13 protein-coding genes are annotated in these 15,458 nt (G+C 36.3%); 6 read left to right on the top strand and 7 right to left on the bottom strand.

The features are described from left to right. The first annotated feature begins 408 nt into the window (after positions 1–408). The 6 genes from JEM65_RS08275 to JEM65_RS08250 all read left to right on the top strand — a co-directional run bounded on the left by JEM65_RS08275 (position 409) and on the right by JEM65_RS08250 (position 8,862). Positions 409–1,548 (top strand): endo-1,4-beta-xylanase, encoded by a 1,140-nt coding sequence (locus JEM65_RS08275; protein WP_199598477.1) that lies wholly within the window; start codon positions 409–411, stop codon positions 1,546–1,548. Between the two features lie 3 nt (positions 1,549–1,551). Continuing rightward, positions 1,552–2,988 (top strand): MFS transporter, encoded by a 1,437-nt coding sequence (locus JEM65_RS08270; RefSeq protein ID WP_199598476.1) that lies wholly within the window; start codon positions 1,552–1,554, stop codon positions 2,986–2,988. Between the two features lie 12 nt (positions 2,989–3,000). Beyond that, a complete protein-coding gene (locus JEM65_RS08265; protein WP_199598475.1) occupies positions 3,001–4,038 on the top strand; it encodes a glycoside hydrolase family 43 protein in 1,038 nt (345 codons plus the stop codon). 740 nt (positions 4,039–4,778) lie between these two features. Beyond that, entirely contained in the window at positions 4,779–5,051 is a 273-nt protein-coding gene (locus JEM65_RS08260; protein WP_199598474.1) for a hypothetical protein, read from the top strand. Between the two features lie 428 nt (positions 5,052–5,479). Next, positions 5,480–8,029, top strand: a complete 2,550-nt coding sequence (gene uvrA, locus JEM65_RS08255) for an excinuclease ABC subunit UvrA (RefSeq protein WP_199598473.1) — start codon at positions 5,480–5,482, stop codon at positions 8,027–8,029. A 77-nt stretch (positions 8,030–8,106) separates the two neighbouring features. Then, positions 8,107–8,862 (top strand): DUF72 domain-containing protein, encoded by a 756-nt coding sequence (locus JEM65_RS08250; protein ID WP_199598472.1) that lies wholly within the window; start codon positions 8,107–8,109, stop codon positions 8,860–8,862. Positions 8,863–8,985: 123 nt separating this feature from the next. On the opposite strand, the gene JEM65_RS08245 is transcribed toward JEM65_RS08250, so the two are convergent. The 7 genes from JEM65_RS08245 to JEM65_RS08215 form a co-directional block, all read right to left on the bottom strand. After that, positions 8,986–9,399 (bottom strand): hypothetical protein, encoded by a 414-nt coding sequence (locus JEM65_RS08245; RefSeq protein WP_199598471.1) that lies wholly within the window; start codon positions 9,397–9,399, stop codon positions 8,986–8,988. A 549-nt stretch (positions 9,400–9,948) separates the two neighbouring features. Then, entirely contained in the window at positions 9,949–10,791 is an 843-nt protein-coding gene (locus tag JEM65_RS08240; RefSeq protein WP_199598470.1) for a MutS-related protein, read from the bottom strand. Then, positions 10,772–11,803 carry a hypothetical protein gene (locus JEM65_RS08235; RefSeq protein WP_199598469.1) on the bottom strand — a complete coding sequence of 344 codons (1,032 nt, stop codon included), beginning with the start codon at positions 11,801–11,803 and terminating at the stop codon, positions 10,772–10,774. The genes JEM65_RS08240 and JEM65_RS08235 overlap by 20 nt, the downstream gene beginning before the upstream one ends. Before the next feature lie 131 nt (positions 11,804–11,934). Then, complete coding sequence (locus JEM65_RS08230; protein WP_199598468.1) at positions 11,935–13,218, bottom strand: alpha/beta hydrolase-fold protein; 1,284 nt, start codon at positions 13,216–13,218, stop codon at positions 11,935–11,937. Positions 13,219–13,911: 693 nt separating this feature from the next. Then, the gene (locus JEM65_RS08225) at positions 13,912–14,406 is read right to left on the bottom strand and encodes a DinB family protein (RefSeq protein WP_199598467.1); all 495 of its coding nucleotides are present in this window, start codon (positions 14,404–14,406) and stop codon (positions 13,912–13,914) included. A gap of 299 nt (positions 14,407–14,705) precedes the next feature. Then, the gene (locus JEM65_RS08220) at positions 14,706–14,921 is read right to left on the bottom strand and encodes a YdeI/OmpD-associated family protein (protein WP_199598466.1); all 216 of its coding nucleotides are present in this window, start codon (positions 14,919–14,921) and stop codon (positions 14,706–14,708) included. Between the two features lie 129 nt (positions 14,922–15,050). Continuing rightward, a complete protein-coding gene (locus tag JEM65_RS08215; RefSeq protein ID WP_199598465.1) occupies positions 15,051–15,437 on the bottom strand; it encodes a putative zinc-binding protein in 387 nt (128 codons plus the stop codon). Positions 15,438–15,458 lie beyond the last annotated feature (21 nt).

Here is a 15,458-nt window from a genome sequence, read left to right as displayed (position 1 = left end):
TCTGTTCCTATAAAATCATGAAAGTGCTTTTAAATTTATAGGATATGGATACCTAATGCTGCAATATTGAATAAAAAAATACAGATACTTACAGGCATTTAAATTAATCATTTTTTATGAAATTTTTTATTTTGTCAGTCTATATAAGATAAAAGTCATTTAAGAATCTCCCCAATCTAGATGAGAAAATAGGGCTCCCGTTTCCATTCAAAAGGGTTGTAGAATCAATAAAAATTCTTCTCATTATAATATAAATATTCGAGCATGCCCCCAAATATCATGAAATGCAACAATTGTTTTAAGATTTGTCGATTTTGTTTTAGTGCACTACCCTGCTTAAAAGTAGTTTTAGTCAAATTAATATTATAATGAACATCATTAAATACCTACTAAAATAATTCCATAATTATGACTCATAAACCATCGACACTATTTTTACTTTTGTTAGCTTTTCCTCTTTTTTTTAATTGTAAAAACAATACAGAAAAAAAAGACACCACTACGTCACTGATTTCTCTTAAAGAATCATTTAAAAACGATTTCTTAATCGGAGCTGCCATCAGTAGGTCTCAAATAAATCAAACGGATTCTTTATCAAACGCACTTCTTAAAAAGGAGTTTAATTCCATTTCACCAGAAAACGATATGAAATGGGAGCAAATTCATCCGGAAAAAGATTCTTATTATTTTGAAACAGCTGATAAATATGTTGCATTAGGAGAAAAAAATAATATGCACATTGTTGGTCATACCCTATTATGGCATAGTCAACTGGCACCCTGGGTACATACTATTAAAGATAGTGCAACATTGGCCAATACCATTAAGACTCATATAACTAAAGTTGCAGGAAGATATAAAGGCAGAATTGATACGTGGGATGTTGTAAATGAAGCTTTGAACGAAGATGGGACGTTGAGGGAATCTCTATTTTTAAAATTAATGGGTGAAAAATATATTGCATATGCTTTTAAAATAGCTGCTGAAACTGATCCCGACGCTAAGCTCATATATAATGATTATAATTTATGGAAACCTGAAAAAAGAGCTGGAGTTGTTAAACTTGTAAAATCACTTCAAGAGGAAGGCATAAAAATAGATGGGGTTGGCATGCAAGCCCATTGGAGTTTGCTTGGTCCTTCTATTGAAGACATTGAGAATAGTATTATTGCATACTCCGATCTTGGAGTTAAAGTCAGTTTTACTGAATTAGACATTACCGCGCTTCCAAACCCTTGGGATTTGGACGGTGCAGCTGTTGAGCAAAGTTATGAGCAGTTTGAGAGCGACCCCAAAATGAATCCATATCCTATAAAACTTACAGATTCAGCGCAAACTCAGTTAGCCAAACGTTATGAAGATATTTTTAAACTTTTCCTCAAACATAAAGATAAGATAGATAGAGTGACATTTTGGGGTGTGAATGACGATCATTCTTGGTTAAATAATTGGCCCATAAAAGGCAGAACTAATCACCCTTTATTGTTTGATAGAAACTATGAACCTAAAAAAGCCTATCACAGTGTATTAGCCTTAAAAAATAAATAGATTATGACGACTAATATGCAAAAGTTATCAGTAAAAGAAAAAATAGGATATAGTCTTGGAGACTTGGCAGCAAACCTTGTTTTCCAAACATTAATGACTTATTTAGCCTATTTCTATACAGATATTTATGGTCTTAAACCCAACGATGCTTCCATAATCATACTATCGGTGGGTCTTGTTGCAGCTTTTGCTTTTAATCCAATTATGGGTGCAATTGCCGATAGAACCAATACCAGATGGGGTAAATTTCGTCCTTGGATTTTATGGACGGCAGTACCATTGGGAATTGTGGCTTTACTAGCCTTTAGCACTCCGGATTTTAGTTACAAAGGAAAAGTTATTTATGCTGTAATTACCTATACCCTATTATTGATGCTATACGCCGCCAATAATTTGCCCTATTCGGCTTTAAGTGGTGTTATTACGGGTAATATGGGTGAACGTAACAGCATTTCATCGTATCGTTTTGTGGCTGTAATGGTAGCTCAATTTTTTGTTCAAGTATTTATGTTGCCAATAATTGAAACTGCTGGTGGTGGAGACAAAGCTGTGGGAATTGAAATAGTAATGACTTGGTTGGCAATTATTGGATCTGTTATGTTGCTAATTACATTTTTCACTACAAAAGAACGTATTGTTCCTAAACCTGAACAAAAATCAACTCTTAAAGAAGACATAGGAGATTTAGTAAAAAATAGACCTTGGATACTCATGCTTGTTTTAACCGCATTGGTGTTTATAACCTTAGCAATCAAAGGAGGCTCGTATGTGTATTATTTTGAAAACTATGTTGATGAAACTGCGTTGACTCAATTTTTAGAACCCATTTTGGCATTTTTATCAGGAATTGGATTCAATTTTTTTAGTGGAAATCCTGTTTCTGCCGGCTTTGGATTATTTAATGCCGGTGGCATTAGCTTTATGATTGTAGGGATTATGTTTTCCAAAGGTTTAGCTGATAGATATGGAAAACGTAACATTTTTGGAATCTTCTTATTTGTTTCAACATTATTTATTTTAGCCTTTTATATCATTCCATCAACTGCCGTTGGTTTGATGTTTCTATCACAAATATTTCACGGCTTTTTCTACGGAATTACCATTCCTCTTTTATGGGCAATGATTGCAGACGTAGCGGATTATTCTGAATGGAAAACAAACCGCCGCGCCACAGCTATTATATTTTCAGCAATGATGGTTGGATTAAAAGGCGGATTAAGTATTGGAAGTGCCCTTGTCACCGGGATTTTAGGCAGTTATGGATATAACGCTGATCTTCCAATACAATCGGATGACGCCATTTTAGGTACAAAAATGCTTGTTAGCATTTACGCTGCAATTCCTTTTTTAGTAGGTACGGGACTTTTGTTTTTCTATGAAATAAATAAAAACATGGAAGTACAAATTGAAAAGGATTTAAAAGAAAGAAGAATCAATTAAAATTTTAATACAATGCCAGAAGATACTGTTAAACATATTGACTTTACAGAATTAAATAAAAAAGCAATTTCTAAACCCCTAATTTCTCACATATATACTGCAGATCCATCGGCGCATGTTTTTAATGGAAAAATATATATTTACCCATCCCATGATATCGACGCAGGAGAAGCATTCGATGATTTAGGAAGTCATTTTGCAATGGAAGATTACCATGTTATTTCTATGGATTCCATAAATAGTGAAGCTGTAGATAACGGTGTAGCGCTACATGTGAAAGACATTCCTTGGGCTGAAAAACAGCTATGGGCTCCAGATGCTCATGAAAAAGATGGCAAATACTATTTGTTTTTTCCGGCGAAAGCTTATGATGGAATCTTTAGAATTGGTGTCGCCATAAGTGCTTCACCAACAGGTCCATTTACAGCACAACCCGAAGCAATTAAAGGCAGTTTCTCCATAGACCCTGCTGTTTTTAAAGATGATGATGGCAACTATTATATGTACTTTGGAGGTCTATGGGGCGGCCAATTACAACGTTGGAGATCTGAAAGTTTTAATCCAGATGAGCCTAAAAATCCTACGGCCTTCATTCCTAAAGATAATGAGCCTGCGTTATTACCACTTGTCGCAAAACTAACGGATGATTTATTAGAATTTTCTGAATCTCCAAAACAATTGGAAATTTTAGACGCGGCGGGTAATTTACTATTAGCCGGAGATATTGGCAGACGCTTTTTTGAAGCCTCGTGGATGCACAAATACAACGGTAACTATTATTTCTCATATTCTACCGGTGATACACATCTTATTTGTTATGCAATAGGCGATAATCCTTATGGTCCATTTACCTTCCAAGGGATACTATTAGAACCTGTGGTTGGTTGGACGAGCCACCATTCCATTTGTGAAGTCGAAAATAAATGGTATTTATTTTACCATGACTCAAGTTTATCAAATGGAGTTACCCATTTAAGATCTGTGAAATTAGCTGAAATAACTTATAATGTTGATGGAACTATTGTTCCTCTAAAACCATATACCGATTAGTTGGTTACTTCGATTTTATTTTATTTTCTATGGAACTACCAAGGTTTTAAACGACCAAAATATTAGTTATATGTTACTATTTAAAAATAGAATTTAAAATTGTTGCAAATTGAGGTAATCATAAAAATTAACTAGCCTTGAAAAATGACCCATTTCAGTATGTTTTGACGCCAAAGAGGCATAAATTAAATAAAATTCCCAAACTTTTGTTAAAAAGGGGCTAATTCGGGGTCACTAAATTTTGAGGGTCGTTTTAAGCCCTCTAAATGCTGTAAAAATGGGAATTTGGATAGTTCCTCTTTCTCCGCGAAAAGTCCTACAAAAGGCACCAAATAATATCGTTTAATATCAATCTAAAAAACTGCTATATGTAGCCTTTCTTACTTTTTCGTCCCTTTTTGCCAGAAATATGGGGAGGATTGACTCAACCTTGCCATTGAGCAGGTTTGTGACTCTAAACAAAATCTCCCACACGTTACTTATACCTCAGGATATTAAAATCAGTAGTAGTGATCCTGTAGTTTATACAGCAATTTTCATAGTTTAATGTATTCGATTAATAATTTATTGGTTTGTGATAGGATGCGTTGCTTTTAGTTCAGACCTTTAACTTTCTTCTTTTTAGAAGCGAATTTTAATCAAAATCCAGAGCCTTATGAACAATGATTCTACCAAAAACGAATTAGACTATATTAACCGCTATGAAGCTGTGGGTTTTACGGATCAATATCGCATAGTTGATGATCAATTGGAGAATGTCGTCTCAAAGCATCTCTATTCGCCTTCATGAGGTTACCATTTTAAAGGAACATCGTTTTGAGGGCATGAGTAATCCGTCAGATATGTCTCTATTGTACGTCATTCAAACCATGGACGGAAGTAAGGGAACATTATTGGCAAGTTACGGAGCGAATGCAGACAACGCGATCCATAGTTTTATGAAGGCAATTCCAGAGAGCAACATTCAGAATGATTACATTGTGACACCTAATGCTGACGATCAAAAGTTGTAAGTTTCAAACCCATAGCCAAGATAAAAATTTGAGTCAGGAAGTTATGTTTACTTCCTGACATCCCCAAAATGTTTAAATCTGCCTTTTATTATAGTAGGGCACTGGAATATTTTAGGTAATAGAGTTCTTTTGCTCTTCTCCTATTCCTAATTTACTTTGAGTGGACCTACTTCAAATGCGCTATTTAAACTTAATAAACCCATCTTTGCTCTTCTCAGTGTTTGTTTACATTTGTCATTTTTTAATCGCCAATAGGCTGTTAGCATTGATGAATCGTTGACCCTGTCTGTGTGACATCATTCAACTGAATTCAAGACGTAAGATAAAATTTCTCTATGGTGCTGAAGCGCTTCACCGTATCTCAATTATATAGTTTTAAAAAAAGTATTTATTAAGTTATCCTCCATATAAAAAAAGTAGTTATTATTATGAATCAACCCAATGACCATGCTTCACAAAAAAAAGGTTTTGTTACACTACGTGGCGCCCGTCAACATAATCTTAAAAATATAAGTATTGAAATTCCACGGGATGCGCTGGTCGTATTTACCGGTGTTTCGGGCTCTGGTAAATCGTCTTTAGCCTTTGGCACCTTATATGCCGAAGCGCAACGACGCTACCTTGAGTCCGTATCGCCTTATGCAAGACGTCTTTTTCATCAAATGCCAATCCCTGAGGTTGATCAAATTGAGGGCTTACCTCCCGCAGTTGCTCTACAGCAGCAACGCGGCTCCTCCACTACCCGCTCTTCAGTGGGGTCTGTAACCACCCTATCCAATTTGTTGCGGATGCTTTATTCCAGAGCGGGCGATTATCCGCCGGGACAATCCATTTTATACGCCGAATCATTTTCAGCAAATACTCCTGAAGGTGCATGTCCGCAATGTCACGGACTAGGAAAGGTGTACGAAGTGACTGAAAAAAGCATGGTTCCTGACGATAGCCTTACCATTAGAGAAAGAGCAATTGCCGCTTGGCCCTCAGCCTGGCAAGGACAAAATTTTCGCGATATCTTAACCACGCTTGGGTATGACGTGGATATTCCATGGAAAAACATTAGCAAGAAAGATCGGGACTGGATCTTATTTACCACTGACAAGCCGAAGGTGCCGGTCTATCCTGGATTCAGCCGTGAAGAAGTGCAACGCGCCATTAAAAACAAGATGGAACCTAGTTATATGGGGACATTTACAGGAGCCAAAAAATATGTGCTCCACACCTTTGCAAACACACAAAGTACACTGATGAAAAAGCGGGTATCACAATACATGCTGAGTAGCGCTTGCCCTACCTGTAATGGGAAACGTCTAAATCCTGAATCTCTTTCTATTTCTTTTTCAGGATATGATATTGTGGAGATGTCACGACTTCCGTTAAAGAAATTGCTTGCTATGTTCTCTTCCTATGGTGATGGCACCGCTCCCGGCCTTAAAAAATTAGCAAAGAATCATGAGGAAAAAGCAATCGTAGCCCAACGTATTGCAGAAGATCTTGTGGCCAGACTCCATGTTCTGATGGACTTAGGACTTGGTTATTTATCCTTAGAGCGGAGCACCCCTACGCTATCTCCTGGTGAACATCAACGTTTAAGGCTAGCCACACAAGTACGGAGTAATTTATTTGGAGTGGTGTATGTGTTGGACGAGCCTTCTGCTGGACTCCATCCGGCAGATACTGAAGCGTTGCTAAAGGCCTTGAATGGACTAAAAGCCTCCGGAAATTCACTTTTTGTGGTGGAACATGAACTGGATGTAATCCGTCATGCCGATTGGATTGTAGATGTTGGTCCAGACGCAGGTGAAGGTGGTGGTGAAATTTTGTACAGCGGACCTCCTGAAGGTTTAAGAAACGTTGCACGCTCCAAAACCGGAACTCACTTATTTAATGAGCATCCGCATAAAAAATCCATTGCTCGCTCTCCGTCGGGATGGTTAACATTAAAGGACGTTACAAGAAATAATTTGAAAAACTTGGACGTGTCTTTCCCGTTAGGAGTTTTGACTAGTGTTACGGGTGTTTCAGGTTCTGGTAAAAGCAGTTTGGTCAGTCAGGTATTGGTGGAATTACTCTCAAACAATTTAGGAAAGGAAACCACTACAGAGGAGGTCATTGAAGATGCCTTGCAAGAAGAGGCGATCCCTACTTTAGGTGGCAGCATTACTGAAGGTGCAGAACATATCAAACGAATGGTGGTGGTCAATCAAAAACCCATTGGTAGAACCCCTCGCTCTAACCTTGCCACCTACACCGGCTTGTTTGATGTGGTCCGAAAGTTATTTGCTTTTACTGAGCTCGCTAAGAGACGCCAATATAACGCTGGCCGATTTTCATTTAACGTGGGTAAAGGTCGTTGTCCAAATTGTGAAGGTGAAGGTTTTGTGATGGTGGAACTCTTGTTTTTGCCAAGTGTCTATGCCCCGTGCCCCGTGTGTAAAGGAACGCGCTATAATGCAGAAACTTTAGAAGTCAAATACCATAAAAAAAACATTGCTGAAGTTTTAAAGATGACCGTCAATGAAGCACAGGAATTTTTTAAGGACGAAGAGCGGATCAATCGAGCCTTAAACGTGCTGCAGGAAGTTGGACTTGGATATCTACGCTTAGGCCAGCCTGCAACGGAGCTTTCTGGCGGCGAGGCACAACGTATAAAACTCGCTACAGAATTGCACCGTCAGAGCAAAGGACATACTATTTATATTTTAGATGAACCTACTACAGGTCTGCATCCTACTGATGTAGAAAAACTACAACTTCAGCTGTCAAAATTAGTAAATGCAGGCAATACGGTTATTGTAGTAGAGCATGACATGCAAGTTATTGCAGATAGTGATTGGGTTATAGACATAGGACCGGGTGCTGGGGATGAAGGTGGCAAAATTGTGGCGACAGGAACTCCGGAAAAGGTTGCAAACAATCTGCAAAGCAAAACGGCCCTATATTTGAAGCGTCATGTAAGTTTGATGGAACATGTCAATTAATTTTTTATGGAATTGAAGAGATATCAGTAATCCCTTCTATAATAAGTCTTGTATTTTGTCTAAAAACACTCCTATATATGGCTATGTCAGCAGTTAATAATTTATTCTACTCCGGAACCAGCGGCGTGGTCCTTCCGGTCAACAAATCTCAGTTTCCGGCAGAGTTTCAAAATAAAAGCCGATTGCAATATTATGCATCACTATTTAATAGTGTCGAAATCAATAGTACCTTTTATAAATTGCCTAAACCCACTACTGTTCTCAATTGGGCGGCAGATGTACCTGAAGGTTTTCGATTTACATTCAAGATTTCAAAATCAATCACCCATGCGCCTGGGTTGGCGTTTGCCGTAAAAGATGTCGTTAATTTTATGGATGTCGTTGGCAATATTGGGACTAAAAAAGGATGTTTGTTAGCGCAATTTCCACCATCATTGACTATTCATAATTTAGATCAACTGGTAAAATTATTGGAGATCATTGGAGAGATTGGACAAAACCAACCTTGGAACATTTGCTTAGAATTCAGGAATTCGTCTTGGTCCCATCCGCAAGTAAGCAAATTGCTTCTGAAGCATAACACTACCATAGTGCTACATGACTTGTCTGAACCTTCTTTGCAATGGCATCAAATAAAAAGCAACATCGTTTATCTTCGTTTTCATGGACCAGACCCACGGTACCGTGGTAATTACAGCGATAAATTCTTAATGGAACATGCTCAATATATAAAACAATGGATTGGAGAGGAGAAAATGGTCTATGCCTATTTTAACAATACTATGGGCAACGCTTTCAACAATTTGCAGGACTTAAATGAAAAGGTGCGATAGCAACACTACTATCATTAAAAATTACCAGAACCTATGCCACCTGTTTCAATAGTCTGCCAGATAAGAAAAGTAAAATTCAAAGGGTCAATAAGTCCCCAAAAGAAGCGTTGAAGTATTCATCATCTATATCCATTTTTTAACCAAATAGCCCACTACAAAACCAAACAGGGCGTGCGCAATGGTCCAATAAATCCACGCCATCACATCGTTGGGTGCGGGTGGCTGATCAGATAACGCTGTTAAAAAATACAGTGCACCGCCGCCTATCGCGTAGACCAGCACATACATCATGATCCTTTTATAAAATGCACCAAGAATATAGAAAAGCGCAATGACGCTGATAATACAAGTTAAAAAATGAAAGATGTAGCCAAAGAGCCAAACCGGTTTTAAAGTATTGATTACAGGAATATAATCAAAATTAAAAAGCAGAATATAGGCTTGGTTACCATTTAAAATCATTACTAGTTTTAACGCCAACATTAGCACTATAGCCCCAATTACACCAATTAATGTCAACTTGAGTATTCTATTCATAAAATGAGGTTTTTGAATTTAATTTCAGCTCCATAGCAACCATAGGTAATTACAATCTCAGTAATTTCGATATTAATTGAAGTTTAAAGAAAAAGTACAGCTTAAAATTTACACAGAGATTTAGGAAAAAATTGATTGCTATTTAAAAAATCGAATATAAACTACCACTACGCGAATTTAACAATTTAACATCTACTTTGTCCGGAAGTATAAAAAATTCTGAGACCCTATACATTTGAATCATAAATCTGGAGACCATTTCTAAAACCTATCTAAAAAAATTAAGGTGCTAAGATTGTTACTATCTGGCAGGCAATTTCAAGGCTGTTCATTCCAAAGATTATAATGACTGTAACTACCAAACCGATGATTAAAATAAAGTAGAAATCAGCCAAAATGCCACGATTGGTTGCGTAAACTGTAGCAAACCATACACAGAGGTTTTTCCTATATGGATCTAAATTAAAAGAAAGCCACAAAAAAACGCAATGAGAAGCATTAATCTTTAAGGAGTTAGACAATAATCACAAAGGTTATATGGCCACGGTTTTATTCGATTTCACTTTTAGAAATATGAGATATAATTTTAATTCCACTTTTTCTCATAAGCTCACTGGCATTGAAATCATTACATATTCTTGGATCGAGTTTGTAGCTGAAAATCATTGAATCATCTTTGATATGACTATTAAAACTATAATTTGTAACTAACTTTCTTCTTTCAGCCAATTTTGCAAGTTCAATATCGTGCGTTGCAATAATTCCTGAAGTTTTGAGCTTACTTATTTGATTGATAAATGAAAAACCTCCCCTATGTCTATCTTCTGAGTTTGTACCCTTGAACATCTCATCCAAAAGAAAGAATACATTATGACTACTTTCTATCAATTTTAGCATTTTTTCAATTCTACTTAATTCTGCAAAAAAAGAAGAAATCCCTTTTTGCAAATTATCCTCTGTACGCATACTTGAATAGAGCTGTAGGTGAGAAACCTGACCGTTTTTTGCACAACAAGGTGCTCCAGCCAATGCTAAAACGATGTTAACACCTACCGACCTTAAATAGGTGCTTTTTCCTGCCATATTAGACCCGGTTATCATCACAACATCACCGTGTCCTTGAGAGAAGAAATCATTACATACACGTTTTTCGGAATTGATTAAGGGATGTCCTAAGGCCTCAAAATGTACATAGTTATCACGTTCTGTAATTTCCGGAAATGTATAGGAAGGGTTTGAATAGCAAAATCCTGCAAAACTATTGATCACCTCAAATTCACTAACCACTTCAGACCAGGGTTTTAAGAACGCCTTATGTTTTGATTTCCATTTTTCTGTTGCAATAATCAAGTAAATATCCAATAGTAAGAAACTATTTAATAACTGATACATGTGATTTCCACCCAGTGGTATTTTTTTTATAGGTCTTTAGCTCAGAAAACTCCAGTAAACGGCAAAGCCCTTTAATTTCCTTGCTTACTGAAAATTTGTCCTTTGTGACTATGGATTGTAAAGCGTTTAATCTTTCTGATTTGAAACTTTCACTTTCAATGTTATTGATAAGTGCCTGATAGCCTCTTAACGTTGTAAGATTCTTAGTTGAGGTTTCAGAGATATTCTCGGCTATGCTATTTAACTTTCTTAAAATCATATAGTTGATCAACACAACTAAGATCATAAAAGATAAGAAAATGAACGCCTTTATTGAGCCCAAGTTAACATAAAAAAAGTAAGCACTAAATATAAACAGAACAGGAAGTAGTAGGGCAACGGCTATATATATGCGTCGATTTTTCAGTAAAACAAGAGGTCCTTCTACCCAACTTAACAATTTATAATAATCACTTTTCTTATTTTGAAAGTGCATGCCAGAGGCCTGAAAATCCTGCCGCCACTCTAATTTTTGAGATAATTCTTTTATGGCTTCCTGTCTGTCCTTTATGCCATGAATAGGTGCCGCTTCAGACAGCCATTCTGATAAGAGGATCTCACCAGACTCTGTAGTTGTTCTATTAACTAATTGAAAAATTGAATGTTCTCCAAAAATATCTAAATCTGATGTATACGGATGATTTGGATCACTAAATTTCTTTCCGGTATCAAATTCTTCCAGATTGCATTGTTCCCGGAGAATTTCGAATTCATTTATTCTTTTCAGAAATGACGTATGTTTTCTTAAGTAAGCAATTTTAGTATGATGCTTAAGAACGATAATAAAAATCAGGATTGAAATAGGAAAAACGATAAAAAAGAGCGTAAATAATTTGACACTAAATAAGAATATCAAAAGGATAATCGTAGTGACAAAAATAAATAACCTAAGAAATGACAGACGATTTAAAACCTTACTTATGTCAAGTAATTTGGCATCATAGCTTTTAATCTTATCTCTATAAATTTTCATATTTTTTATGCTTAAGATCTTCTTTAATAATTCAAATACTGTGATAGTACATCTTCAGTGTGGCTTACAACCCTGTTGCTTTTTAGGCTGTATGAGCAACAATTAACCTCCTTGGTTGTTTTTGGATCAATTCACAACTGCTCAGGTGCCAATGCCTCTAACTTTATTTTTAATTGTTCCTTATTCTCAATTATGTATCCCTTTTTAAATTGTTTTATGGCGTTCAAGGTATCAGATTGAAATAGGTAATAATCTCCCAAGGTTTCATAGACATTCGCGCTTTTTGGATAGTTTTTAATGTTTAAAATTAATAAGGCGTAGGCTTTGTCAGGCATCTCATTATACATAAATCCATTACCTATTGAGTTAATAAAATTCTCGGTTGGAATTACCGTATAGCCAAATTTGTCTGAAATCTTGGCATAGTGAGTGTCAATTATCTTCAATAGGTCTTCAGCTGTTAAAGTAGAATTTTCAGAAAAGAAATCATTGACCCCCTCTAATTTATACCAAGAAAAAAGAAATCGAAGCGCATCATATTCAGCAATAAGAGGCACGCTGCCATGGTCGTCATTATCATAATGTTTCCATTCAAATAATAGTTCGTTATCCTTTTTGACCTCCAGAGAATCGGCAAATTGTAAAATGGATTTGATATGAACTGTAAAATTGGTGTCGGGTACACCATCACTTTGAACTTTATCAATGGTCATTCCTGCTTCCAGCGTATTTGCAACGCCTAAATAAAGTGCCTTACCTTTAAATTTATGAATTGACAATATGGAATCAGCGCCAATGAGAAAAGCGCGATTGTCCCACCATAAACTTGGATCAATTGCTATGCATTTATTGAAAAGATGTTGTCTGTCAGCAAGGGCATTGATGACGCTCAAACCACCGAAAGAGTGACCAACAAAGGTTCTATAATGAGATGCCGGATATGTTTTCTCAACGTGTGGAATCAGTTCCATTTCCAAGAAGTCCAAAAACTTGTTTCCCCCACCAGATGCAAATGGAAGACTATCTCCGGATATAAAATCAATATCCACTTGTGATGGTGTAAAATCTAAAGACCTGTTTGTATTGGCTATGCCCACAACAATCATTTCTGGAATACTCATATTGCCGTTTGCAGGACTCAACTGTTCAATCATTCCAGTTACTGAACTAAAATGTGAGGGACCATCTAATAGATATAAAACAGGATATTGAGTTTTATATGATGAGTTGTCTTTAGCACTTTTTGGTATGTGGATCCAAAATTCACGAGATTCGCCCAGTATAGTAGAATACATACTGTCTAATTGCCCGATAACTATGTCGTTTTTTGGTTGTTCAAGCTTCACAGAGTTTTCGCTTTGCTTACAACTCATAAAACTCAAAATAATAAAGACAAAACCTATGTAATTTTTCATAACTGTAATTAGACTGAGGTATTTCACGATAAATGTAACATTTATTGGTAAGAGCACATGCATATTAAAGCACGAATCCGTGTGGGTATTTAGCCATTGTTGGTGTTTTCCACCAACATTTTACTCGAGATAGTCAGTACGGATATATTGAATCAATAATTTCTTGAAACAAAATATAGAACACATTAGAAATATACCAGTTAAATGTCTTTAGTTTTTACGATTTTACTCCTATGATTATAATACAGGTACGCCAAATTAATGATCAACGCCATAGTGACATTTAACCTTCAACTTCTCCAAATACACTGATCCTATAAGGACTTTTCAAACCAATCTTAGAAATGAAAATAACAAAAAACGGCAAATGATAGGATTTTACCGTGAGAATATCGGGAAGAATTTAGTGCAACACAATAGCTGAAGGACTTCTTCGAAATTTGGTCAATATGTTGTCATATAACCGATGGTGTCTTTCTCATTTGAACTCCACTAAGGCATAGTGCCATATCATCGAAAAAGACACATCAGAGCGCGCGGGAAAGCATTGGCATAAAGAATATTTATGACCATCAGTTAATTTATTACCAAAACTTCATATGTGATCTACCAAAATGGGGATACCATTCTGTTGCCCCCCTTTTATAAGAATTACCTCAGCAATTCTATTTCTAAGTAATAATTTGCCTTAGTTTAAAAGCTCTGATCGTCAGCGGAAGGACCATAACTTGCGGGTATGGGAAGGTCCAACAAGCGATAGTAGACACCTAGTTGCGCCCGATGATGGGTAATTTGGTCAAGTGCATGGCGAATGGCACCATAGGTTGTCCACTCCATCAGTTTTTCGCCATTCATAGTGAGTTTCCAACTAGGCTCGAGATCAGATTCTGAAGCCGCTTTAAGGGCTGCTATTGAAGCGTTGTACTCCTTATCCAATAGTGCTTTTAACTGCGCCTTGTTTTCTACCTTTTCAGTGTGATCTGCTTCAGAAATATCGAGTTCAGAAGTTTCCAACATGACCACTGGCCACCCAAAGATTGAGCCGATATGCGTAACCAATTCGATCATTTTCATACTTTTATCATGTGGGGCATAGTTGTTTTTCCCTTCGGGATAATTCTCAAAGAATTTTTTAGTAACCGTGTATTCATAGGTAAGTTCGTCCCTTAATTGCTTTAATGTATCCATGGTCTTTGTTTTAAGTTTATAATACTAATTTAAGGAAATATTTCAATGTATTATTTTTTTCCAGTGGAATAGAATCATGGCAATGAAGGATCATTTTTTTTGTACTCCATTCATGAGTATGTGCAAACACACTCTGAGTCTCTAGTCTTTCACCCGCCTGTGTCATCTTTTGGATTTCGGATTTTAAAGGCGATATTGATTCCGCCACTAAATTTGATGTTGTTCATTGTTTTAAAGTTTTATAAATGAATATAAATGCCAATAAAATCATTACTCTCCGCTATCGTTAACCAAAAGTCTTATTTGTCATGCAACCCTTTTCCTGTAAGAATTTTTGTCGAGAATCTTTTAATGCGGGATTGACGAGTTTTGGATAGTTTGGCGTCAGTAAAATATAATAAATAACCCCTCTGTCTTCCTGGAGTTAAAGATTGAAATGCATTATTTAAATCTGCATTATCTTCTAATGCCTCCTTAAATTCAACGGGCATTTCAAATTCTGAAGTCGTTTTCATCGGTACAGGCAAACCTGCTTTTTCTATCGCAATGGCCTCAAAAACATTACAGAGCGAAGTTAAGATGTTATCATCTTCGTCATTATCGTGGAAATCGATAACAGCTAGCTACCAAATTTTACAAGTAATTTATGATCCACTTAAATGAATATTTTTAGTTTTTATCACAATCTGCTCAAAAACAGCGCTTTCATCTTCTAAATTTAAACGGGAGTTATATGTTTTCTTTAGATCATAGTCCGTTAAAATGATATGTTCAGTAGGTTCTATGTCAATGTTTTCCAGACACGCTTTGGCACATTGAAGCGGGCATCCGTCAATAACAATTATCGGTCTATTCGATTTGGCCTTTTTAACAAGTGATTTGACTTTACCTCCAACCCCAGCTATACAGGACATCTCTGCGAGACCATCAGAATTTATTTTTAAGGCAATATCATTCGCCAATTGCGCCACATTACTACAACCTGAACAGGAATAAATTAAAGGCAGCATATTTTGCTTATGTTTTTGCATTGCTAGAATTTTAGGTTTTTT

This window comes from Gelidibacter salicanalis (assembly GCF_016469035.1).
Taxonomy (GTDB): domain Bacteria; phylum Bacteroidota; class Bacteroidia; order Flavobacteriales; family Flavobacteriaceae; genus Gelidibacter; species Gelidibacter salicanalis_A.
Note: the sequence above shows the minus strand (reverse complement) of the source record. Positions and strands in the feature narration are given on the sequence as shown.